Genomic DNA, 22,111 nt, shown 5'->3' with positions numbered 1-22,111 from the left:
CTTCTATATGTTTGGCTCATAAACACATTGTATCGGTATGAGATTCAAGCTGCAATATGTTTTGCCACGCAAGCGCCATTCATCCCACGGCTGAAGCCGGGCAAGCTCGGTATGGGCTTTCTGGCGCAATTCCTGTAAGGTGCTGTATTCCTATCGCTTTTTTCTTTTTGCCTGAAGTATTTCTTCTGAATCAAATTGCCAGCCGTGGCAAACAGTGCAACAACGATGAACAAGAACAGATTCGGATTTTCAATGGAAAACACCCAGATCTCTGTTTCCCAGTATCCATCTTTCCCCGCAAGAGCCATGCCTTCCATCCAATAGAGAATGGCCCAGATCTGATAGACTTTTGCAAGTAAAAAGCCTGTCACACTCCCCAAAAACAATCCCAGCACTTCATATTTATCATACATCAAAAACACCCCTTTACTATATAAACAGAAACAGGGGTCCTTTTGTTACACTAATTTCGAAGAAATCTCTTCAAATCCAGATTATTACAGATTTATTAAAAACACACTGATAAATCAGCAGTTTCATATTTTACATCTCTGGTCCATCAATAACAAAAAAGTACAGGCTGAGATTTCCTGCACTTTTCATACTTCTTATTTAAACCGGTTGATTTCTTTCTTCACCATCTGATGGAGCTGATTGAGGTCTGACACATCTCCATACTCTATGAGCTTATTCAGCTGACTCTGGAATCTGGACGCTTCCTGAATCTTCCCCATGGACATAAGAAAGAGAATATCATTCATAATTCTGGATACTAAGGCAGACTTCACTTCAAAGAGCTTCTGGGCATCCTTGATTTCGTCTTTGATGTCCAGCATGGTCTCATCCAGCTGATAGGCAGATTCTGCTGCAGCTTTCAGTTTGATTTTGATATGCTCCGGAATGCTCTGCTTATACTTGTAGTTCAGGCTATGTTCTGTCACCGCCCAGAAGTTCATCGCAAGGGTTCTGATCTGGATTTCTCCGATGACATTTACCACTCCGGACGCCATATTGACGGGATACTCGATGATCATATGATAACTCCGGTATCCGCTGGGCTTCACATTGGTGATATAGTCTTTCTCATAAAGAATCCGCATGTCGCTTCTTCCACGAAGCAGCTGCACCACTGTTTCAATGTCATCCACAAACTGCACCATGATACGGATTCCTGCGATGTCTTCCAGCTCCTCCGCAAGACGGTCATGGGGAATCCCAAACTTGTTGGCTTTCTCCAGCATGGAGGAAACTTCCTTCACACGGCCTGTAATAAACTCAATGGGAGAATAATCATTTTTTCTGCGGTATTCTGTACGAATGGCTCGAAGCTTCACTTTAAGCTCCTCCACTGCCTGTTCATAGGGAATCAAAAATGTTTTCCAATCTTTACTGGCCATGAAACACACCTCTCACATATCTCCAAAATCCAGAATCCTGGGTTTTTTCAGTATCTCTTTCCATTATAGCAAATTAACGGCAAAGAATTACTCTTTTTGTGAAAGAAAGGACGCTTTACGGATGAGAGACCTTGGCAAAAGCTTTACGAGAACAGGGACTGCTTTTTCAAAGGTGCCAGGCACCACCACTGCTTTTCCTCTCCACATGCCAAGATACCCCACATCCGCCACCTTTTTGGCTTCCATGAGAAACGCCATGGCCGCATTGGTCTTCTTCATCTGAGCTCTTTCCTGAAAGCCTGTCTTTACAGGTCCTGGGCACAGCGCACTGACTTTTACGCCGTAGGGCTTCAGCTCTTCATGCATGGCTTCGGAAAGACTGAGAACATAGGCCTTGGATGCATAGTAATTGGCCATGACGGGGCCTGGCATGAAAGCTGCAAGAGATGCCACATTCATCACATAGCCAAATCCTCTTTCTGCCATGGCAGGCACAAAGCGCTTGTTCATTTCCAGAAGAGAAAGCACATTGAGTTTCACCAGATCCTTCTCCGTCTCAAGATCTGTATCTTTCAGCCGTCCAAAGGTGCCAAAGCCAGCATTGTTCACCAGATAATCCACCTGGACTCCCTCTTTCTCCAGCTCTTCATATATTTCCAGCGGAGCTTCTTCATGGGTGAGATCTTTCGGCAGTATCAAAACTTTCACGCCATACTCCCCTTCGATGCGTGTCTTGATTTCCTCCAACTTTTCCTTGGTCCTTGCCACCAGCACCAGATGGATGCCGTCTCTTGCAAAATTCAGCGCAAGCTCCAGCCCAATCCCCGATGTGGCTCCTGTGATCAGTGCATATCCTTCCATAATAAACTCCTCCTATGACATTTTCCTTCATTATACTTCTCAAACCTTACAAAATACACAAAAATACTGCCTGGAAAATAATCTTCCAGGCAGCAGTTGTTTTTCTTATTTCAGGAGGTCCTTTACCATGGAAACCACGTTTGGCACATTGAATCCAAACTTCTCCATGACCAGTTCTCCAGGTGCGGAAGCACCAAAGGTGTCAATACCAAGTATCTTTCCTTCGTCTCCCACATATCTTTCCCATCCTAGTGGATTGGACAGTTCCATGGCCAGTCTCTTCTTCACAGAAGGATTCAGGACTTTTTCCTTGTAGGCCTTGTCTTGCTTCTCAAAGAGATCCCAAGATGGCATGGAAACTACAGCCGCATCAATGCCTTCTTTCTTCAGCTCCTGCTGGGCTTCGTAAGCCAGTGGCACTTCAGATCCAGTGGCGATAAGGAGCACATCGCTGACTTCCTTCTCGGATGGAGATGCAATATACGCACCTCTCTTCACGCCTTCCACCACTTCTTCCATGGGAAGTGGCATGGTGGTGAGGTTCTGTCTGGACAGAGCCAGGATGGTTGGCGTACTTTCGGACTCCAGCGCTACTTTCCAGGCTGCATAGGTTTCATTTCCATCTGCAGGTCTAAGCACTGTAAGGTTCGGCATGGCTCTGAAGGATGGCAGATGCTCAATAGGCTCATGGGTAGGTCCGTCTTCTCCAACAGCAACACTGTCGTGGGTGAACACATAGACCACTGGCAGTCCCATCAGCGCAGAAAGTCTTACTGCAGGTCTTACATAGTCTGAGAATACAAAGAAGGTTCCACCGAAGACGCGAAGTCCTCCATGAAGATGCATACCGTTCATCATGGTTCCCATGGCAAACTCTCTGACACCAAACCAGATATTTCTTCCGCTTCTGTTTTCAGCGGAGAAATCTCCAGCTCCACTGATGGTGGTCTTGTTGGATCCAGCAAGGTCCGCAGATCCACCAAAGAGGCTTGGCAGCTTCTTTGCAAAGTAGTTGATGGCTTCACCAGAAGCGTTTCTTGTGGCTACCCCCTTGCCAGCGGCATAGGATGGAAGGTCCTTTGTGAAATCCTCTGGAAGCTTTCCAGAAATGGCATCCTCCAGTTCTTTTGCAAGTTCTGGATAAGCATTCTTATACCCTTCAAACAGCTCATCCCAAACCTTGTTTCCAGCTACGCCATACTCTTCGATGTGTCCCTGGAAAGTGTCATAGGCTTCCTGTGGTACAGTGAAGTCCTCATGATTGTACTGGAAGAACTCCTTGGTGATCTTGACGCCTTCTTTTCCAAGGGGTGCACCATGAACCTTGGAAGTTCCCTGATTTGGGGCTCCCATACCAATGATGGATTTGATTTCAATGATGGTAGGCTTGTCTACTACTTTCTTTGCTTCCTTGATGGCTTCATCCACAGCCTCCAGATTGTTGGCATCGTCTACTCTCAGATAATGCCATCCGTAGGCTTCATATCTTTCTTTGACACTTTCAGAGAATGACTTATGAAGATCTCCATCCAAAGAGATGTCATTGGAATCATAAAGAAGAATCAGTCTGCCGAGCTTCAGATGAGCTGCCAGAGAAGAAGCTTCATGGGAAACTCCTTCCATCAGATCTCCATCTCCACAAAGAGCGTAGGTGTAGTGATTTACGACATCATAGCCGTCTCTGTTGTACTTTGCTGCCAGATGGCTTTCTGCCATGGCCATACCTACAGCCATACCAATTCCTTGACCCAGTGGTCCTGTGGTGGCTTCTACGCCTACAGTGTGACCATACTCAGGATGTCCTGGTGTCTTGGATCCCCATTGTCTGAAATTCTTCAGTTCGTCCATGGGAAGGCCATATCCAGCCATGTGAAGCATGGAATACAGGAGAGCAGACCCGTGTCCTGCAGAGAGCACAAAACGGTCTCTGTTGAACCAGGTAGGGTTTTTAGGATTGTGCATCATATTCTTTGCCCAGAGCACATAGGCAAAGGGTGCAGCTCCCAGAGGAAGTCCCGGATGTCCCGAGTTTGCTTTCTCGATGGCGTCAATAGACAGCGCACGGATGGCATTGATGGTTAAGGCATCATTATTGTTGTACATGTCAACCTCCATATATTTATTGGTACGTTTCAAATTGTCATCGCACCATGTTCTTGTGTTACGGTTTAATAAGCACCGGATCAAAGCCGATGTAATCGCAGGACGTAAGGATGTATTCTACACCATTTCTTTCTCCTGTCATGACCCTCTGAAGAGACTTTCCATGAAGATGTCCATAGATGACTTTTTCTACACCATATTCCTCAAAAATATCGGTGAACTCCGAATCTTTAAAAGTTTCATTCACTGGCGGATAATGGATCATAACGATGAACTTCTGGAAGCCCCTTTTCTTTGCGGCGTCCAGAGACATTTTCAGGCGCAGGATCTCTCTTCTAAAGATCTTCTCATCTTCTTCTTTGAAAAGACTGCTCCCTGGAATCACCCATCCTCGAGTACCACAGATGGCATAGTCTTCATAGGAGAAGAAGTTGTTTTGAATGAAATCCATGTTGTCATACATACTGTTGAGCTTCGTGATGCTGCCCCACCAGTAGTCATGATTTCCCTTGATGATGATCTTTCTGCCAGGAAGACCTGCCACAAAATCCAGTTCTTCTTTACCACCCTGAAGTTTCATGGACCAGGAGAGATCTCCCGCAAGAAGGACTGTATCCTCTTCTTTGACTTTCTTCAGCCAGTTTTCCCGGATTCTCACATCATGGTTTTTCCATTCCTCTGAAAAGACATCCATAGGTTTGTCCCCACTTAAGGAAAGGTGCAGGTCGGAAATGGCATATAGGGCCATTAGCCCACCAAAAGGACTCTGTAGATTTTCTTTTTGCCCTTCTTGACCAGGACATAATCTTCCTTGAAATCCTCTTCCTTCAGTTTATGCTGAAGATCTGTGATCTTCTCTTCATCGATGGACACGCCACCCTGTTCCATATTCCGTCTTCCTTCTGCTTTTGATGGGAATACTCCACCTGCAAGGAGAATTTCCAGAAGGGTTTTCTCTAGATCGGTTCTGGTGATTTCAATGGTGGGTACATTGGAAAGATCTGTTCCACCGCCAAAAAGTGCTTCTGCAGCGCTCTTTGCCTTGTCTGCTTCCTCTTCCCCATGAACGAGCTTGGTTACTTCATAGGCAAGAAGCTTCTTGGCTTCGTTGATGTCCTGTCCTTCCAAAGCCTCGATGCGCTCTATCTCATTGATGTCTACAAATGTGAGAAGCTTCAGGCACTTCACCACATCCCGGTCATCCACGTTTCTCCAGTACTGATAGAAATCATAGACTGGTGTTTTCTCCGGATTCAGCCACAATGCACCATTGACGGTTTTACCCATCTTCTGTCCTTCAGAGTTTGTCAGAAGAGTACAAGTCATGGCAAAGGCTGTCTTTCTTTCTTTTCTTCTCACAAGATCAATGCCTGCCAGCATGTTGGACCACTGGTCGTCTCCCCCCAGCTGCATGGTGCAGCCATGGTTCTGATTAAGATACAGGAAATCATACCCTTGCATCAGCATATAGTTGAACTCCAGGAAAGACAGTCCCTTTTCCAGTCTCTGCTTGATGCTTTCAGCACGAAGCATATTGTTTACGGAGAAATGAACGCCGATGTCTCTTAAGAACTCCACATAATTAAGATTCATGAGCCAGTCTGCGTTGTTTAGAAGCAGAGCTTTGTCCTCACTGAAATCAATGAATTTCTCCATCTGCCTCTTGATGCCCACAATATTCTTTTCAATATCTTCTCTGGACAGCATGGATCTCATATCTGTTTTACCGGATGGATCCCCAATCATGGCAGTTCCACCACCTACTAGAGCAATGGGTTTATGCCCTGCTCTTTGCATATGGGCCATAAACATCATCGCAATGAAGTGTCCTACATGAAGACTGTCTGCTGTAGGGTCAAAGCCAATATAGAAGGTGACTTTTTCTTCCGTGAGGGCCTTCTTGATTTCATCCTCATGGGTCAGCTGCTTGATATATCCTCTTCTTTGCAATTCATCAAATACACTCATTTTTACAACTCCTGACGATTTATACTACACTTTAGTATAGTGCCTATTTGCTCAATTTTCAAGGTTCCCATAATTAGTGGACTCATGAGAAAATGAGCACTGTTTCGATATCCTCGCACCAATGAACACCTTAAATATTTACCGAAAAATCCAATAATCACTGCTACGAGAAGATATGTATCCTTTCTCGTCTACTCAAGTGCTCTGAATCCTACAATGCAACTGTCGCTGTATGCTCTAGGCCATAGATATGCGCAAACTCAGATATTCTCTACGAAGCTTAGGCATTCATGCTGTATTTCCCGTCAGGCTGAACTGTACCATGGGATTAACGAACTTACTTTCCTAGTATGCTAAGCCTACTGTTTCATTCTTGAACTCGTCCTTTTCGATGACACTTAATAGAAAATGGGCGAGATCCTGTCTTGAGATCTCCTTTCCTCCACGGGGAACTCCTTTGGGCGTCTTCCTGTACACCTCAGTCAATGGTCCTTTTGTCAGCGCCAGCGGTCTTGCGATGGTATATTCTAATCCACTGGATATAATCGCCTCTGCTGCTAATCTATGGTCATGGATTGCATGTTTGAGGAAGGACTTTACAATGAGATTCATGACAAACGAGAACTCATCATGTATGCCCGCTGTGGATATGGTGACAATTCGATTGATATGGTTTGCTTTCATACTTTGAATGATATTTTCAGTCATTTTAGCAATGACTGTCTCCTTATCATTATTATTTCCACCCAAACAGGAGACCACCACATCATGACTCGCCATAGCTTCCGACATCTCTGCCAGCGAAAAAACATCTCCTTTTACAATGGTCAGATTCTCATTTTTCAAGAGCACCTTCTCAGGAGACCTTACGTATGCGGTAACCTTATGATTTCTTTCTAATGCCATCTTGGTGAGTATGGATCCAGTTTGTCCTGTGGCACCTAATATAAATATTTTCATTTTACCCTCCTTAATTCATATCTTAATTGAGTTTCTCACAATCTTCTTTGTATGTACAAGTGTATCTCACAGCTTATTCTACTACACAAAAACATCTTTACTGTTTCCGCTTCAAGCAAAGGATTCACTCCTTGGCCCTGCTGCACAGCTGGAAAAAACAAGGAGGAAGTCCAAAAGACTCCCCCCTGACAACACAGCTATGAAGAATGCACAAAAAGCTCCAACACAAATTGGAGCTTTCAAAAAAGGCTAACTTAACACCTTATATTTTTCAAGTTCAGAAACCGCCAGATCCCCTTCATCATGCATTGCAATATAAAGATCAATTTCATGGGCTTCGGAGAATTCCTGGAGTTTTTCAAAGATCTTATCGGAGCTTTCACTTTTCTTGTCCATACCATTCAGCAGTCCATCCACGAAAATCGTGGTAACATCATAATTGGTGGCGATGATTCCGCAGAGGAATCCATAGATTGACCTGTAATCTGTGAGTGCATATTCTTCGGCATTGATGAAACGAATGTCCCTGTCCAGTTCATGGATGGCACGGGAATCGTCATCTACAAAAACAACATTGCCTTTGGCTGTTTTGGCTTGTTCATTGGCAAGAGACACCATCTTTTTGCTTTTTCCGGATCCTCTCTTGCCATAAATTACCTGTATCATGTCAATCACTCCCTTTGAATATTAGGTTTACTTGAAAACCTTTAACTATGACTCCATTATATAATTATCCGAAAATTTAGTCAAACAGAAAACTCCTAAACTATTGATGGTTTTGCGCTTATTTCCCCCTTAAGCCATCGATATTATGATACGAAATCGAATACTGCCTATAATATGGCAACGATATTTTAGTATTCGGCATATTTTTCACTTTATCCCGTTCACATTGTGGGAATTATCTGATATAATAAAGTTGCCGTAAGGTAATATTATTTAGACACAGTACTTTTCTTAGTATTCCAGGCCTTAGCCTCAGAAGTTCCAAGAAATACTGTTGCTAAGGAGGAAAAAAACATGGAAGACAAGAAGATCATTTGCAGAGACTGCGGAAACGAATTCACATTCACCGTTGGTGAGCAGGAATTCTACAAGGAAAAGGGATTCGAAAACGAACCAGTTAGATGTCCTGACTGCAGAAGAGCAAGAAAGAACGAAAAGATGAACTCCAGAAGATAGTCTTCAAGGAAAGGTAGTTACAATGTAACTACCTTTTTTTGTGCAAAAAAGATATAATAGATAAAAGAATGCCAAGAACGCTCTTCATAGCATGAGCATCACCTCTTGGCAAATACAACTGAGAAGTTTTGGAGGACGACATATGGAAGAGAAAAAGAAAATTGTATTCAGTGCAATCAAACCTTCAGGGGAAATCACCCTTGGAAATTATCTAGGTGCTATAAAGAACTGGATCAGATTTCAGGACGACTATGAGTGTTATTACTGCATCGCAGACCTTCATGCCATCACAGTAAAGCAGGAGCCGAAACTCCTTCGTAAAAGAGTTCTGGAGATTTTAGCCATCTATATCGCCTCCGGCCTGGATTACGAAAAAAGCACCCTCTTTGTGCAGTCTCATGTGCCTGCGCATTCCGAGGCGTCCTGGCTATTGACCTGTACGGCAAATATGGGAGAACTGTCCCGAATGACCCAGTACAAAGACAAAACAGCAAAACTGAAAGAAAACACATCCATCTCTGCTGGACTTTTTAATTATCCAGTACTCATGGCTGCAGATATTCTGATTTACAATACGGATTTTGTGCCCGTAGGCATCGATCAGAAGCAGCATGTGGAGCTTGCTAGAGATATCGCCCAGAGATTCAACTCGAGTTACAGCGATACCTTTGTATTGCCCGAAGCTAAGATTTCTGAAAGTGCTGCGAAGATCATGGATCTTCAGGATCCGGAAAAGAAGATGTCTAAATCAGATGACAACGAAAACTCCTATATTCTTGTCTTGGACAAACCGGAAGTCATCAGAAGGAAGATTGCACGAGCTGTCACAGACTCTGTGGGTGTTGTCAATTACACCGATGAGCAGCCTGGCGTTAAGAATCTGATCAACATTGTCTCTGCGATAAAAGGAATCAAGCCAGATGAAGTGGTGAAACTTTTCGAAGGAAAAGGATATAAAGAGTTTAAAGAGTACGTGGCCGAGACCATCATTGAAGAACTGAAACCTGTACAGGAGAAAGCCAATGAACTCCTGACCGAGAAAGAGAAGCTGGAGAAGATTTATGGTGAAGGGGCTATGAAAGCGAACTACCATGCCATGAAGACCTTACGGAAGATGCAGAAGAAAGTGGGTCTTCTGCCCCCAGTGAGACTATAGACCATAAGGAGTCCCCCTATGATCAACTATGAAAAGTACAGGACAATTTATGACCTACCGGATGGTTTTTTTGAAGGATGGCCGAATCCGCCAAGTAAAGAAAAACATCGAGAGCTTCTTGAAAAAAGCTACCTTTCTCTGGTAGCCTTGGATGGAACTGCCATTGTTGGATTTCTGAATGTCATCAGCGATGGAGTGCTCAGCTGTTATATTCCCCTGCTAGAAGTGCTTCCCGCATACAGAAAGCAAGGAATCGGAAAAGAACTAATGAAAAGAGCAGTCCATGCGCTTTCTGAGTTCTATATGATCGATCTCTCCTGCGATGAGGACCTTCGCCCGTTTTATGAAAGCTTGGGGATGAAGAGAACTCTGGGGATGATGCACCGGAACTATGAAAAGCAAAGCGGTAAATGAATGAAATGTAATAAGGCATCAGAGCTTTTTCGCTCTGATGCCTTTTGAATTCCTTATTATGGATTTACAGCAGCTGTTTCAGCTCCTCCAGAATAAAATGCACTTCAGGACCAATGATTACTTGCACATGGCCCTCCTGCTTTAGAACTGCCATGGCGCCCATGCTTCGAAGGCGTTTGTCACTGACTTTTTTCTCGTCCATAACATCCAAGCGAAGCCTAGTGATGCAAGCGTCCACCTGAAGAATATTCTCCTGTCCTCCACTGGCTTTTAGAATGGTCTTGGCCAGTTTTTTATAGTTTCTGGAATAAAGAGTGCTTTCTTCTTCTTTTTTCACTTTCTTCGGTTCCCGTCCTGGTGTTAAAAGCTGAAACCTCTCAATGGCGTAAGAAAAAGAAAAGTAGTAAAGAAAAAACATAACGATTCCTAAAATCAGAAGCATCCCCATATCCTTTGACATGGGCATCCTTAAACTGAGAAGAAAATCCGTCAGTCCTGCACTGAAGCTGAATCCGGCAATCCACTGAAACTGTGCAGCAAGAAAGAGGGACACCCCTGTAAGAAAAGCATGAAGCACATAAAGAGGTGGAGCTACAAACATGAACGAAAACTCCAACGGTTCTGTGATTCCTGTAAGAAAAGAGGCCACCGCCGCAGTGCCCATGAAGGAGCGGGTTTTACGTTTCTGCCCTTTCATGGCTTTTTTCCCCATGGCAAGGGCTGCCCCAGGAAGTCCAAACATCATGATGGGGAAAAACCCTGCCAGGTACTGCCCTGTCTTTCCGTATTCACCAATCCCCTGCCAGAAGTTTCCAATATCATTGATCCCGATGACATCAAACCAGAAAACTGAGTTTAAAGGGTGATGCAGACCTAGTGGTATGAGGAGTCTATTGAGAAATCCATAGATCCCAGCCCCCAACGGTCCTAACGCACTGATTCTAGTACCGAATACAATAAGTCCTTCATAAAGAAGTGGCCAGACATAGTACAGCGGAAGACTCACTAAAACCATGGCCAGAGCACTGATAATAGGCACAAAACGCTTTCCGCCAAAGAAGTTCAGACCCGAAGGCAGCTGAAGTGTGCTGAAGCGATTGAACATATATGCGCCAACAAGTCCCGAGAGAATCCCAGTAAACTGGTTGCCGATCCTTGAGAAGGCTTCGCTGACTTCTAAAACAGGAATCTGCTGATACTGCGCCACAGACTCTGTGGAAAGAACTCTTGTGAGCACCAGATACCCCAGAAGTCCAGAAAGCGCCGCCGACCCATCTCTCTCCTTGGCCATACCAAGAGAAACGCCCACTGCAAAGAGGATGGGCACATGGTCTAGAATAATGAGACCTACCTGAACCAGTATTCTCGAGAATAGAAATCCATCTCCAAATCCCAGTGGATCCATCCAGTATCCGATACCAATCAAAATGGCCGCCGCAGGAAGAACAGATACCGGGAGCATCAGTGCTTTCCCGAGTCTTTGGAAAAGCAGAAGCATTCTTTTTCTAAGCGCATGAAAACGCATCATCTTGAACTGATGGCCTTATTGATGTGTACCATGAGGTAGACCATCTCCTGCAAGGTCACCTCATGATGAAAGTTCTTATAGACAAAGGTCTTGATTTTCTTCTCCACAGACTTATACCGCTTATCTTTTTTCATGAACATCTCATAGAAATCTTCTACCTGATCCTCTGTACTGGGCTGCTTCAGAAGAATTCTTTTCGCTAAAAATTTCAGATGGGAATTGAGCCTTGCCAATGAAATCTCATCCTCGTCAAAATCAATGTCAAAGACATCTTCGATGATGTCCACGATGCCGCTGGTGAAGAGAAATATCTTGGAGATGCTTTCCTTGTTCTCTCCAAGGGAAGCATTCACCATATGCATGGTCACATAGCCTGCCTCATGTTCTGACAGAAGCACTCCTGTGGCATCCTGAATAAACTGAAGCCCTAAAAGCCCCACCTGGAACTCCTCAGGATAAAGACTCTTGATTTCGTGCAGCATAAGATTCGGTATCTCCAGCCCACTTTTTTTACGTTCCACGGCATAGGTAATATGATCAATCATTCCTACCAATGCCTGCATCGTCATCTGGATCCCCAGCTCATCTTTTGCTCTGTCCCGAATCTTCTGGGCAGCATCAATAAGCTCCATGGGTGTATCCCCAAAAAGCCTATAGAGTCTATCCTTCCCGTCCTCCCGGACCTCATACACTTTTTCGATACGGTCTTTCGAAACAAGATCCCCCAGCTTCTTCTGGAATCCGATGCCCGCACCTGTGAGGATCATCTCCTCTCCGTTCTCAGACCGGGTTGCAACGATATTGTTATTGAATATCTTGATTATCCTCATCCACAACCTCCCATGGAACACTCTACTCTCTATTATAGTAGTTCTTCATGATTTTTCCTAGTAGAAAGGCTCTGTGCATTTTGTCAGACAGCAGCAAAAAGTTTGTGCATTTTGTCAATGGAATCCTTTCCATGAAACACGTAAGATGAAAGTATGTTGAAAGGAGCTGAAGCAATTGGCTAGTTTAGAATTAAAAAATGTTTGGAAGAAATATCCCGGAGATGTGGTTGCAGTTAAGGATTTTAACCTTACAATAGAAGATAAGGAGTTCATCATCTTCGTCGGTCCTTCAGGCTGTGGAAAGTCCACAACGCTTCGAATGATTGCAGGACTTGAAGAAATCTCAGACGGCACCGTAATGATCGGGGACCGGATCATCAATGATGTGGACCCCAAGGACAGAGACATTGCCATGGTGTTCCAGAACTATGCGCTCTATCCTCATATGAGTGTTTATGACAATATGGCTTTCGGACTGAAGCTGAGAAAAATGTCCAAGAAGGACATCGATGAAAAAGTACGAGAAGCTGCTAAGATTCTTGATATTGAGCATCTCCTCCAGAGAAAACCAAAAGCTCTTTCTGGCGGTCAGAGACAAAGAGTTGCCCTGGGCCGTGCCATTGTAAGGGATCCCAATGTGTTCCTTATGGATGAGCCGCTGTCAAACCTGGATGCAAAGCTTAGAGTCCAGATGAGAACAGAAATTTCCAAGCTTCATCAGAAGCTGCAGACTACCTTTATCTACGTAACCCATGACCAGACAGAAGCCATGACCATGGGTACCAGAATCGTTGTCATGAAAGATGGACTCATTCAGCAGGTGGATACACCTCAGAACATCTATGACAATCCAACCAACATGTTTGTTGCAGGTTTCATCGGTTCCCCACAGATCAACTTCCTTCCCGCCACAGTAGTTTCTGAAGGTGGAGAGACACTTCTTGCTTATGATACTGTAAGAATCCCTGTCTCCAAAGATCAGGCCAAGAAACTCAGTGAAAGAAAGATGGAAGGCAAAGAAGTGGTCATCGGTGTTCGTCCTGAAAATATCAGCTATGAACAGGAACAGATTGAAAAATGGGGTACTCCATCATTTGAAGCCAAGGCTGAAGTCACAGAAATCATGGGCGCAGAGTCCTATGTATACCTGACCAACAAAGTGGATAACATCACCATCCGTGTCAATGGAAACAGTAATGTGAAGCCAAACCAGGTAGTAAAGCTTGCCTTCAACGGAGAAAAGATCCACGTGTTTGATAAAGAAACGGAAGAAACCATATTCTAACAATGGGGAGCGCTGCCATGACCACATACTCACTTTCCTCCACTTCGGAGAAAATGAAGCTCAATAACAAAATAGAGGACCTTCAGAAGGAAGCACCAAAAACTTCCTTATGCCCTATCCTTTCATCCGCTGAAAACCACACAGAACTATATGAGTTTCTCACGGCTTATCTGAGCTCAGATAAACATCTCCTCGTGGTGGATGATCATGTGATTGTTATGGCACCGCTTAAAGATGCTTTTAAAATTGCCAGTGGACTTTCCACTGCACTGACAGAGAACTTCTATAAAAACCATACGGTGCTCTACTACAGGAACCCCTGTACCGGATCCCTCTTAGAGAGAATTTCAGAACTGCAGGACACCTCCAGAAGCATTGTCCGGTTGGATCTTAAGGGTTCTCTTTATGCCGTGGAGGATCTCTTTCTCGTAAGAATTTTGGAACAGATTTCACAAGAGGATCTTTCTAAGTTTCTGGAAACGAAAAGGACTTCTTATGAAAAACTGTCCTATGAGCTTCGCCTTACGGTGAAGACCTTCATAGAAGAAAGTCTTTCCATGAGCAGGACCGCAAAAGTGCTCTTTATCCACCGGAACACCCTGACCTACCGGATTCAGAAAATCCATCAGATCACAGGTCTGGATATCCGGAACTTTCAAGAAGCTCTGCAGCTTCTGACCCTATCCTACTTCGTATAATCTTATATATTGAATCATACAGAAAAGCATCTGATTTTTCCCCTCCAGGAAATCGGATGCTTTCCCTTTTTTCCCTTCACAATAGAACCCTAACAAGACAACTAAAGACTTAGAAACATTCAAACCACAACAAAACGGCTGCCTTTTACAGCAGCCGTCTTTTTACTTAGTAATCTAAATTAAATCAGTTTCTTGAACTCATCTGCCACAAACTGAACCTGTGGTCCGATGACAACCTGAACGTTGGTTTTGGATGGTCTTACTACACCAGCCACGCCAGCCTTCTTGATCTTTGCTTCATTCACAAGAAGATTGTCCTTCACTTCAAGTCTCAGTCTTGTGATGCAGTAGTCAAGAGAAGCGATGTTCTCTTTTCCGCCAAGCCCTTCCAGGATTTCAGCTGCAAGAGCTTTGAAGTTGGTGTCTTTGGAAAGAACCTTTCCTTCTCCTTCTACAACTTCATCATCTTCTCTTCCAGGTGTCTTAAGATCCAGCTTTACGATGAGGAATCTGAACAGGAAGTAGTAGACTACAGCCATAACAAGGCCAAGTGGGATCAGCATCCAGATATTTACAGCCAGTGGCATTTTAAGACTTAAGAAGAAGTCTACAAAGCCTGCGCTGAATCCAAATCCAGCAATCCATTGGAACTGAGCTGCAAGGAATACAGAGATACCAGTCAGAACTGCATGTACCAGGTAAAGTCCAGGAGCAAGGAATACGAAGGCGAATTCCATTGGTTCTGTAACTCCTGTGAAGAAAGAAGATACTGCTGCTGCCAGAAGAAGTCCTCCTGCAACCTTTTTCTTCTTATCCTTCGCAGTGTGATACATAGCAAGAGCTGCAGCTGGAAGACCAAACATCATCACTGGGAAGAAACCAGCCTGATATCTTCCTGTGATTCCAGGAGTACCGGTGCTTGCCCAGAAATTTCCGATGTCATTGATGTCAATGGCATCAAACCAGAATACAGAGTTCAGTGCATGGTGAAGTCCTGTTGGGATCAGAAGTCTGTTGAAGAATCCGTAGATACCAGCTCCAACTGCACCAAGTTCTGAAATAGAAGTACCAAATGCTACAAGGCCTGAGTATACTACTGGCCATACAAAGAACAGCACTGCTGATACAAGGATCATGGCAAAGGATGTCATGATTGGCACCAGTCTCTTTCCGCTGAAGAAGGAAAGCGCTGGAGTCAGCTGTACATGGGAGAATCTATTGTACATGCCTGCAGCCACCAGACCGGAGATGATTCCGATGAACTGATTGCTGATTTTACCAAAGGCTGCATTTACTGCTTCTGCGTCCACCTGAGTCAGCTGAGCAACGGTTCCTGTGGAAAGAAGCTTAGTAACAACCAGGAAGGCTACGAGACCTGCAAGTGCTGCAGAACCATCTTTATCCTTGGACATACCAAGAGCAACACCCACTGCAAAAAGAATGGACATATTATCAATAATTGCGCCACCGGCACTGATGAGGAATGCGGCGATTGGACTTCCGCCACCCCAGCCTGAAGGGTCAATCCAGTACCCGATACCCATAAGAATGGATGCTACAGGAAGTACTGCAACAGGGAGCATGAGTGATCTACCAAGTTTTTGTAGATACTTCATCATAATGTTTTTCCTCCTTAAAATAAATGAAATAAGTTCAATGCATAGCCAGTACCGGTCCTCAGGCTCTGTGGCCACAGCATAAATAAAAAAGACCGAAGAAACAAAGCAACAACGTTGCATGTATCTCGGTCTTGCCTGCTTACCAGTAACAATCCATGTATTTGATTTCATCTTAGCCGATAAAAAAAATTCTGTCAACAACTTATCAAAGAGAAATCGTAAACAATAAGTAAACAAGCAAAAGAAAGGTCCTCCAAAAGGTTGTTCTTCTGGAAGACCTTAATGCTTAGAATTTCACTGTAGGCACTGCTCTGTCTTCTTCTGAAGCTTCGAAGAGAGGCTCTTCTCTGAAGTTGAACATGCCTGCAAAGATATTCTTGGGGAATACCTGGATGGCAGTGTTGTACTTCATGGTGGTGTCATTATAGAACTGTCTGGCATAGCGGATTTTCTCTTCCGCATCTTTCAGTTCGCTCTGAAGGGAAAGGAAATTCTGATCTGCCTTCAGCTGAGGGTAAGCTTCCACAGTAACAAGAAGTCTTGATATTGCAGAGGACAGCTCAGCATCCGCTTTCGCTGTGGCTTCTACGCCCTTGGCATTAAGCACCTGGCTTCTCGCTTTGGTGACATTCTCAAACACTTCTTTTTCATGGGAAGCGTAGCCTTTTACAGTCTCCACAAGGTTTGGAATGAGATCTGCTCTGTTCTTGAGCTGAACTTCGATCTGTGCCCATGCATTCTTCACGCGGTTCTTCAGGACAACAAGACTGTTGTATACAGAGACGCCATAGAGTGCCAGAAGTACAATAAGGCCAATGACAACTAGTAGAATAATGGTTCCTGTTTTCATATACATCTTCCTTTCTCTTTACATTTTTTATCGTTAAAGCAGCTGTTAGAAGGCGCCACCGCCTCCACCGCCTCCGCCTCCACCTGAGCTTCCGCCGGAGAATCCTCCGCCAAAGCCGGATCCCGATGACTTCTGGGAAGCAGCAATCTGAGCTGTGCTCACCGCAGAGTTCACGCGGGTCATGGTATTGGAGAATGCCTGATTCATGATATAGAAATTACTGAAGCTTCTGTATCCACCCATGTAAGTGAGGTCTGGATTTGTAAGCTCCTGCTCTGAGAAGACCTTAGGCAGCTGATCAATGACTTCATCCGCTACACCTAGGGACGTAGCATACACCAGATAGTGCTCCCAAATGACAAGGGACGGAATCTCAGCCTCCTGCATATTGGAAAAATGCTGGAGAAACTGCTTGAATGCCATCCACATGGCTTTATGGTCGATGCCCTTCTGGGAATACTTTCTGACAAATCGCATGGCCAGCAGGCCAAACAAAAGAAACATACCTATGGCTGCCAAACCAATGGCAATGATACTTCCTAGTGTAAATAATCCAAGGACACCTGAAAGGATCAACGCAAGTCCGATGATGACAAACACCTTCGATCCAGGCAGTTCGTTGCCTTGGAAGAATTTCTGCTTTTCTCCCACCTCTTTGACTTTATGTTTGAAGTAGGTGTAGTCCTTCTGGAACTGGAGCGCTGCCTTATTGCTCTTTAGAATCTTCTCCAGATCTTCCAGAACCAGGCCATTTCCATTGCCGATTTCATCAATAAACCAGGTGGCCAGAAATTTTTCATGAGGCAAAAGCGTATCCAGTTTTGTTTTGTCCATCCAGGTCATTTCAAAGGACTCTTCCTCTTTCTTGAAGATCATTCCTTTCTCAATGGCCACAGGCCGGAGCTTTATGACCTTCTTTCTGGCAAGATCCAGAATGGTGGCCATGATATCCACATCTTTGGACTGCCCTTTTGTGAGCAGATACGTCATCACCGCTGGAGAATAATCCTCCGGCAGTTCTCTATAGTAATCCCCTTCAAAAGTGGGTTTCAGCTCTTTGCCATACTTTCTGAACATGAAGAAAATGGAACCAAGACCAGCCAGAATTCCTGCACCAAAAATGGGTCTGGATGCTTTTTCTCGCTCTCTTTGCTTGGCCTCTCTTTCCAGTTCTTTGATGGCTTCTTCTCTTTCTTTGTTCGCCTCATCTGCAAGACGCTGCTCATTCTTCAGAATGGTTTCCAGCTCATTTCTGTTAAAGGTATTGGTGGATGCTGGAATCAGGTCTCTTGGGAAAATGGCCAGAGTTTCCACAAATCTGCCGCTCACAGAGGGCACTGTGAAGTAGAAAGTCCTGCCATCGACAATTTCGCTGGAACCTGTTAAAGGTCCATGAGCAAAAACTCTAAGGTCTTCCTTTTGGGCTCCTTCCGGAATGGTGATGGTAATGGTGATATTATTCAGAGGAATATCCCATCCTGAATCAATAATTTTACGATTGAAGATGGAAATATCATTATACTTCTCCGCCACATTCTGCAGAGTGTATCCGATGACCAGGGTCTTTTCTTCATTTCTGGACTTCTCATATATTTTAAGTTTCCTTATACTTCCAGTGTCCTCCACCTCATAGGTATTGGCGTCTCCAGAGTATGCCTCTGTAAAACTGCGGACACTTCCCCCTTCTAAAACGCCCACCGTAAGATCAGACAGTCCACTGGTCCTTGAATAGTCGATGTTTCGAAAGACTCCATTAAACTCTCCATCAAAATTGTACGTGATCTCCTCCAGCACCCTGGCGTCTCCATTTTCCTGTATATCCACTGTCAGGTTGAATCTGGACACTTCGTAATACATGCTGGATGCAGATGCATCTTTCCATGGAAGAAGAACAGCCAGCATCATCAGAAGAAACAGAGACAGAAATCTAAACTTTTTCATGGCTTCACCACCTTTACTTAAAATCGTTCATCCCCAGCTGCAGAAAATGGTTGAGTGCATAAGCTACCCCATGCTCCTCATGGTCTTTTGTCACAAAATCAGCGGCTTCTTTCACTTTATCCTCCGCATTGCCCATGGCAACACCGATGCCTGCTTCTTTGATGATCTCATAATCATTCATGGCATCTCCAATGGCAAGGATCTCTTCCCTTTGGATACCCAGCTCCTTGGCTACCGCCATGATGCCTACATATTTGTTCACATGCTTTCGCATGATCTCCAGATAAATGGGCATGGTCTGCACCACATGGAACTCTTCGCCCAATGCTTCATAAAGTCTTGGCGCATATCCGTCCAGAATCTCTGGATCATCGAGAACCAGAACCTTTGTCACCACTTCTTCATCTGATAGCCCTTCCGGATTTTCGATGAAGAGTTCCACTCCATTGAGTTCTGTTTCTCTTCTGGAGTGCGCATTGTCTCGAGGCGTAAATGCTCTCCTGAAAGTGTGCACCGTATAGTTGGCACCAAGCTCATCACAGATTCTTGTGATGGCCTTGGTCTCTTTTCCGGTTAGACAGTTTTCGTAAATAAATTCTCCGCTGGCAGATTTCACTGCTCCTGCTCCATTATAGCCGACTACATAGTCCTCTTCTCCATGAAGATTGAGCTCTTTGGTGAAACTGAGAAGATTCTCAATGGTTCTGCCGCTGCAGAGCACTACTTTGATTCCCTTTTCTTTGGCCAGGGCTATGGCTCTTTGATTGACTTCACTGACGGTATGCTCTTTGGAAAGCAAGGTTCCGTCCATGTCTATGGCTGCTAATCTGATCATTCTGTCCCTCCACTGCTAATTGTATTCATTATACCCCACAATATATATAAATACGTTATACTTACCATTAAATTTCCATTAATTCTTGTAAAGAGTCTGATTTTCCACTTTTTCTTCTGGAAATTTAGTAGTATAATCCTTGAAAATCAACTATAATATATAATTGGTCTGAAAAAGACAAGAAGTATGAAATGGAAGCTCCTGCATGTTCGGCAGGATTTGCATAGATCGTAAATATGGAGGAAAACCGTGGAAGATTTAAGAAAAGAAATTGAGAGACGTAGAACCTTTGCCATCATCTCTCACCCGGATGCCGGTAAAACAACCCTGACCGAGAAGCTGCTTCTTTATGGAGGCGCCATCCGATTGGCAGGTTCTGTAAAATCAAGAAAATCAAAGAATTATGCTGTATCCGACTGGATGGAGATTGAAAAGCAGAGAGGAATCTCTGTAACCTCCTCCGTGATGCAGTTCAACTATGACGGCTACTGCATCAACATCCTGGATACCCCAGGACATCAGGACTTCTCGGAAGACACCTATAGAACTCTTATGGCAGCAGACTCTGCTGTAATGGTTGTGGATGCTGCAAAAGGTGTGGAAGAGCAGACAAGAAAGCTCTTCAATGTGTGCTCTTTGAGAAATATTCCAATCTTCACCATCGTCAACAAGATGGACCGTGAAGCAAGGGATCCTTTCGAGCTTATGGAAGAGATTGAGCGGGAGCTTGGCATCAAAACTTATCCCATGAACTGGCCCATTGGATCTGGAAAAGATTTTAAAGGTGTATATGAGAGAAGCTCCAACAGTATTCAGGTGTTCTCTTCAGGAAATCATGGACAGACTACGGTAAACTCCGTGAAGGGATCCGTAGAGGACCAGGTATTTGTAGACCTCATCGGAGAAGATTTCCACAAACAGCTGAAGGATGATATCGAGCTTCTTGACATTGCTGGAGATGAGTTTGATATGGGAGCAGTTCTTCGCGGAGAACTCAGCCCTGTATTCTTTGCTTCTGCTCTGACAAACTTTGGTGTGGAGCCATTCCTAAAGTCCTTCCTGGAACTCACTTCTTCTCCCCTTCCAAGAAAAACCAGTGAGGGTGAGGAAATTGATGTCATGAGCGATGACTTCTCTGCCTTTGTCTTCAAGATTCAGGCGAATATGAATCCTCAGCACAGAGACCGGATTGCCTTTATCAGAATCTGCTCTGGCAAGTTTGTGAAGGGTATGGAAGTGAACCACTATCAGGGCAAAGGAAAGGTGAAGCTTTCTCAGCCTCAGCAGTTCCTGGCTCAGGACAGAGAAATGGTGGAAGAAGCCTATGCTGGAGACATCATCGGTGTTTTCGACCCAGGTATCTACTCCATTGGAGATACCCTCACCTCCACAAACAACAAATTCCGATTTGAAGGTATTCCAGCCTTTGCACCAGAGCATTTTGCCAGGGTGCGGCCTATGGATACCATGAAGAGAAAGCAGTTTGTCAAGGGAATCACTCAGGTGGCTCAAGAAGGAGCCATCCAGGTCTATAAAGAACTCCATATCGGCATGGAAGAGATCATTGTCGGTGTAGTGGGTACACTGCAGATGGACGTTCTGGAGTTCAGACTGAAGAATGAATATGGTGTGGATCTGAAAGTTGAAAGACTTCCTTTCCGCTTCGTGCGCTGGATGGATCAGGAAGACATCAACCTGGATGATCTGGACATCACCTCTGACACTCGCCTGGTAAAGGATCTGAGAGACAGAAACATCCTGCTCTTCCAGAATGAATGGGGCATCAGCTGGGCGCTAAGCCATAATAAGGGCCTTACATTGACTGATGTGGGTAAAGTTGATTAGCAGTTTGGCAGATCGGAGTTCATCTCAGGTCTATCAAGCAGCAAAAGCAGTTGAAGAGAAACTTCAGCTGCTTTTCTATTTTCAGCTATCTATTTTACAAATTTTACAGTATGCTTAAACTATATTCCGTATCATTAGTATAGAATCAGAGTGCAAATGCTACGAATAGTCCATATATGATATCCTCATGATTCTTCACGAGACTGCTTACTTTGAAATCACCTGGTGAGAGCCCTTTATGAAGAATTACTGTAACCTCCCTCTCTGATATACACAAGATTTATACTCTGAACATCAAAAAGGACACTTGGCAGTAAGGCTGCAATCGCAAAATACCTGTATCGAAAGGATGGATGTTTTTGAAGAAACAAGATTATCATATGAAAAAAGTCTTCGTAGGAGCGGCATTTTACGTTTTGGGCATTCTAGCAAATTATATCTTTGGAGCAGAGCGATACAGACCAGGGATTGGAATGGAACTATTTGGTTCAATCACTTTTTTGGATGGGTTCATCCGAGGAGTACTCCCAAAAATCATGAAAAGGAACCATAAAAAAGTAGAGAGCTAAAGTGGACTTAGATTTCCGTTTATTGCTAAAAAAGACTGGATTTCCAGTCTTTTTTTCGGCTCTGTATGTA

21 protein-coding genes are annotated in these 22,111 nt (G+C 44.2%); 7 read left to right on the top strand and 14 right to left on the bottom strand.

The window, feature by feature from the left end; genetic code table 11:
- Positions 1-44: 44 nt before the first annotated feature.
- The 8 genes from BM243_RS12515 to BM243_RS12480 form a co-directional block, all read right to left on the bottom strand.
- Positions 45-413, bottom strand: coding sequence for a hypothetical protein (locus tag BM243_RS12515; protein ID WP_074912685.1), 369 nt, complete (start codon positions 411-413; stop codon positions 45-47).
- Between the two features lie 195 nt (positions 414-608).
- Positions 609-1,397: a GTP pyrophosphokinase gene (locus BM243_RS12510; protein ID WP_031573682.1), complete on the bottom strand. Its 789-nt coding sequence runs from the start codon at positions 1,395-1,397 to the stop codon at positions 609-611.
- Between the two features lie 87 nt (positions 1,398-1,484).
- Entirely contained in the window at positions 1,485-2,258 is a 774-nt protein-coding gene (locus tag BM243_RS12505; RefSeq protein WP_074912684.1) for an SDR family NAD(P)-dependent oxidoreductase, read from the bottom strand.
- Positions 2,259-2,363: 105 nt separating this feature from the next.
- Positions 2,364-4,361, bottom strand: coding sequence for a transketolase (tkt, locus tag BM243_RS12500; RefSeq protein ID WP_074912683.1), 1,998 nt, complete (start codon positions 4,359-4,361; stop codon positions 2,364-2,366).
- Positions 4,362-4,419: 58 nt separating this feature from the next.
- Positions 4,420-5,109, bottom strand: a complete 690-nt coding sequence (locus tag BM243_RS12495) for a metallophosphoesterase (protein ID WP_074912682.1) — start codon at positions 5,107-5,109, stop codon at positions 4,420-4,422.
- The gene (gene tyrS / locus BM243_RS12490; RefSeq protein WP_074912681.1) at positions 5,109-6,329 is read right to left on the bottom strand and encodes a tyrosine--tRNA ligase; all 1,221 of its coding nucleotides are present in this window, start codon (positions 6,327-6,329) and stop codon (positions 5,109-5,111) included. The genes BM243_RS12495 and tyrS overlap by 1 nt, the downstream gene beginning before the upstream one ends.
- A 345-nt stretch (positions 6,330-6,674) precedes the next feature.
- The gene (locus BM243_RS12485; protein WP_074912680.1) at positions 6,675-7,289 is read right to left on the bottom strand and encodes an NAD(P)-dependent oxidoreductase; all 615 of its coding nucleotides are present in this window, start codon (positions 7,287-7,289) and stop codon (positions 6,675-6,677) included.
- Between the two features lie 249 nt (positions 7,290-7,538).
- Positions 7,539-7,955: a hypothetical protein gene (locus BM243_RS12480; RefSeq protein WP_074912679.1), complete on the bottom strand. Its 417-nt coding sequence runs from the start codon at positions 7,953-7,955 to the stop codon at positions 7,539-7,541.
- Positions 7,956-8,309: 354 nt separating this feature from the next.
- Here BM243_RS12480 and BM243_RS12475 point away from each other — a divergent pair, with 354 nt between their 5' ends.
- The 3 genes from BM243_RS12475 (at position 8,310) to BM243_RS12465 (ending at position 10,041) form a co-directional block, all read left to right on the top strand.
- Positions 8,310-8,471, top strand: a complete 162-nt coding sequence (locus BM243_RS12475) for a zinc-ribbon domain-containing protein (protein ID WP_031573700.1) — start codon at positions 8,310-8,312, stop codon at positions 8,469-8,471.
- A 142-nt stretch (positions 8,472-8,613) separates the two neighbouring features.
- Complete coding sequence (gene trpS, locus BM243_RS12470) at positions 8,614-9,627, top strand: tryptophan--tRNA ligase (protein ID WP_074912678.1); 1,014 nt, start codon at positions 8,614-8,616, stop codon at positions 9,625-9,627.
- Between the two features lie 18 nt (positions 9,628-9,645).
- Positions 9,646-10,041: a GNAT family N-acetyltransferase gene (locus BM243_RS12465; protein WP_074912677.1), complete on the top strand. Its 396-nt coding sequence runs from the start codon at positions 9,646-9,648 to the stop codon at positions 10,039-10,041.
- Positions 10,042-10,105: 64 nt separating this feature from the next.
- On the opposite strand, the gene nagE (BM243_RS12460) is transcribed toward BM243_RS12465, so the two are convergent.
- Positions 10,106-11,569, bottom strand: a complete 1,464-nt coding sequence (gene nagE, locus BM243_RS12460) for an N-acetylglucosamine-specific PTS transporter subunit IIBC (protein ID WP_347499610.1) — start codon at positions 11,567-11,569, stop codon at positions 10,106-10,108.
- Positions 11,566-12,399, bottom strand: coding sequence for a PRD domain-containing protein (locus tag BM243_RS12455; protein WP_074912676.1), 834 nt, complete (start codon positions 12,397-12,399; stop codon positions 11,566-11,568). The genes nagE (BM243_RS12460) and BM243_RS12455 overlap by 4 nt, the downstream gene beginning before the upstream one ends.
- Before the next feature lie 175 nt (positions 12,400-12,574).
- Between BM243_RS12455 and BM243_RS12450 the strand changes: the two genes are divergently transcribed.
- Positions 12,575-13,684: an ABC transporter ATP-binding protein gene (locus BM243_RS12450; protein ID WP_074912675.1), complete on the top strand. Its 1,110-nt coding sequence runs from the start codon at positions 12,575-12,577 to the stop codon at positions 13,682-13,684.
- A 17-nt stretch (positions 13,685-13,701) separates the two neighbouring features.
- Positions 13,702-14,382, top strand: coding sequence for a PucR family transcriptional regulator (locus tag BM243_RS12445; protein ID WP_074912674.1), 681 nt, complete (start codon positions 13,702-13,704; stop codon positions 14,380-14,382).
- 179 nt (positions 14,383-14,561) lie between these two features.
- On the opposite strand, the gene nagE (BM243_RS12440) is transcribed toward BM243_RS12445, so the two are convergent.
- From nagE (BM243_RS12440) to BM243_RS12425, 4 genes are all read right to left on the bottom strand, one after another.
- The gene (nagE, locus tag BM243_RS12440; RefSeq protein ID WP_074912673.1) at positions 14,562-16,001 is read right to left on the bottom strand and encodes an N-acetylglucosamine-specific PTS transporter subunit IIBC; all 1,440 of its coding nucleotides are present in this window, start codon (positions 15,999-16,001) and stop codon (positions 14,562-14,564) included.
- 286 nt (positions 16,002-16,287) lie between these two features.
- The gene (locus BM243_RS12435) at positions 16,288-16,851 is read right to left on the bottom strand and encodes a LemA family protein (protein ID WP_074912672.1); all 564 of its coding nucleotides are present in this window, start codon (positions 16,849-16,851) and stop codon (positions 16,288-16,290) included.
- 45 nt (positions 16,852-16,896) lie between these two features.
- Positions 16,897-18,792, bottom strand: a complete 1,896-nt coding sequence (locus BM243_RS12430; protein ID WP_074912671.1) for a DUF2207 domain-containing protein — start codon at positions 18,790-18,792, stop codon at positions 16,897-16,899.
- Between the two features lie 13 nt (positions 18,793-18,805).
- Complete coding sequence (locus tag BM243_RS12425) at positions 18,806-19,627, bottom strand: Cof-type HAD-IIB family hydrolase (protein ID WP_074912670.1); 822 nt, start codon at positions 19,625-19,627, stop codon at positions 18,806-18,808.
- A 249-nt stretch (positions 19,628-19,876) separates the two neighbouring features.
- Between BM243_RS12425 and BM243_RS12420 the strand changes: the two genes are divergently transcribed.
- Both BM243_RS12420 and BM243_RS12415 read left to right on the top strand, forming a co-directional pair.
- The gene (locus BM243_RS12420) at positions 19,877-21,472 is read left to right on the top strand and encodes a peptide chain release factor 3 (RefSeq protein ID WP_074912669.1); all 1,596 of its coding nucleotides are present in this window, start codon (positions 19,877-19,879) and stop codon (positions 21,470-21,472) included.
- A gap of 359 nt (positions 21,473-21,831) precedes the next feature.
- Entirely contained in the window at positions 21,832-22,041 is a 210-nt protein-coding gene (locus BM243_RS12415; RefSeq protein ID WP_074912668.1) for a hypothetical protein, read from the top strand.
- Positions 22,042-22,111 lie beyond the last annotated feature (70 nt).

It is taken from the genome of Proteiniclasticum ruminis, assembly GCF_900115135.1.
In the GTDB taxonomy this organism is placed as follows: Bacteria; Bacillota; Clostridia; order Clostridiales; family Clostridiaceae; genus Proteiniclasticum; species Proteiniclasticum ruminis_A.
The sequence above is the reverse complement of the archived record's forward strand: the minus strand, read 5'-3'. Positions and strand labels throughout refer to the sequence as shown.

Bases quoted from the DNA above. Each gene is read 5' to 3' on its own strand.
- nagE (WP_074912673.1), bottom strand. From the start codon at position 16,001: ATGATGAAGTATCTACAAAAACTTGGTAGATCACTCATGCTCCCTGTT.
- BM243_RS12455 (WP_074912676.1), bottom strand. From the start codon at position 12,399: ATGAGGATAATCAAGATATTCAATAACAATATCGTTGCAACCCGGTCT.
- tyrS (WP_074912681.1), bottom strand. From the start codon at position 6,329: ATGAGTGTATTTGATGAATTGCAAAGAAGAGGATATATCAAGCAGCTG.
- BM243_RS12480 (WP_074912679.1), bottom strand. From the start codon at position 7,955: ATGATACAGGTAATTTATGGCAAGAGAGGATCCGGAAAAAGCAAAAAG.
- BM243_RS12495 (WP_074912682.1), bottom strand. From the start codon at position 5,109: ATGGCCCTATATGCCATTTCCGACCTGCACCTTTCCTTAAGTGGGGAC.
- tkt (WP_074912683.1), bottom strand. From the start codon at position 4,361: ATGTACAACAATAATGATGCCTTAACCATCAATGCCATCCGTGCGCTG.
- BM243_RS12425 (WP_074912670.1), bottom strand. From the start codon at position 19,627: ATGATCAGATTAGCAGCCATAGACATGGACGGAACCTTGCTTTCCAAA.
- BM243_RS12485 (WP_074912680.1), bottom strand. From the start codon at position 7,289: ATGAAAATATTTATATTAGGTGCCACAGGACAAACTGGATCCATACTC.
- BM243_RS12475 (WP_031573700.1), top strand. From the start codon at position 8,310: ATGGAAGACAAGAAGATCATTTGCAGAGACTGCGGAAACGAATTCACA.
- BM243_RS12515 (WP_074912685.1), bottom strand. From the start codon at position 413: ATGTATGATAAATATGAAGTGCTGGGATTGTTTTTGGGGAGTGTGACA.
- BM243_RS12505 (WP_074912684.1), bottom strand. From the start codon at position 2,258: ATGGAAGGATATGCACTGATCACAGGAGCCACATCGGGGATTGGGCTG.
- nagE (WP_347499610.1), bottom strand. From the start codon at position 11,569: ATGATGCGTTTTCATGCGCTTAGAAAAAGAATGCTTCTGCTTTTCCAA.
- BM243_RS12510 (WP_031573682.1), bottom strand. From the start codon at position 1,397: ATGGCCAGTAAAGATTGGAAAACATTTTTGATTCCCTATGAACAGGCA.
- trpS (WP_074912678.1), top strand. From the start codon at position 8,614: ATGGAAGAGAAAAAGAAAATTGTATTCAGTGCAATCAAACCTTCAGGG.
- BM243_RS12435 (WP_074912672.1), bottom strand. From the start codon at position 16,851: ATGAAAACAGGAACCATTATTCTACTAGTTGTCATTGGCCTTATTGTA.
- BM243_RS12445 (WP_074912674.1), top strand. From the start codon at position 13,702: ATGACCACATACTCACTTTCCTCCACTTCGGAGAAAATGAAGCTCAAT.
- BM243_RS12465 (WP_074912677.1), top strand. From the start codon at position 9,646: ATGATCAACTATGAAAAGTACAGGACAATTTATGACCTACCGGATGGT.
- BM243_RS12430 (WP_074912671.1), bottom strand. From the start codon at position 18,792: ATGAAAAAGTTTAGATTTCTGTCTCTGTTTCTTCTGATGATGCTGGCT.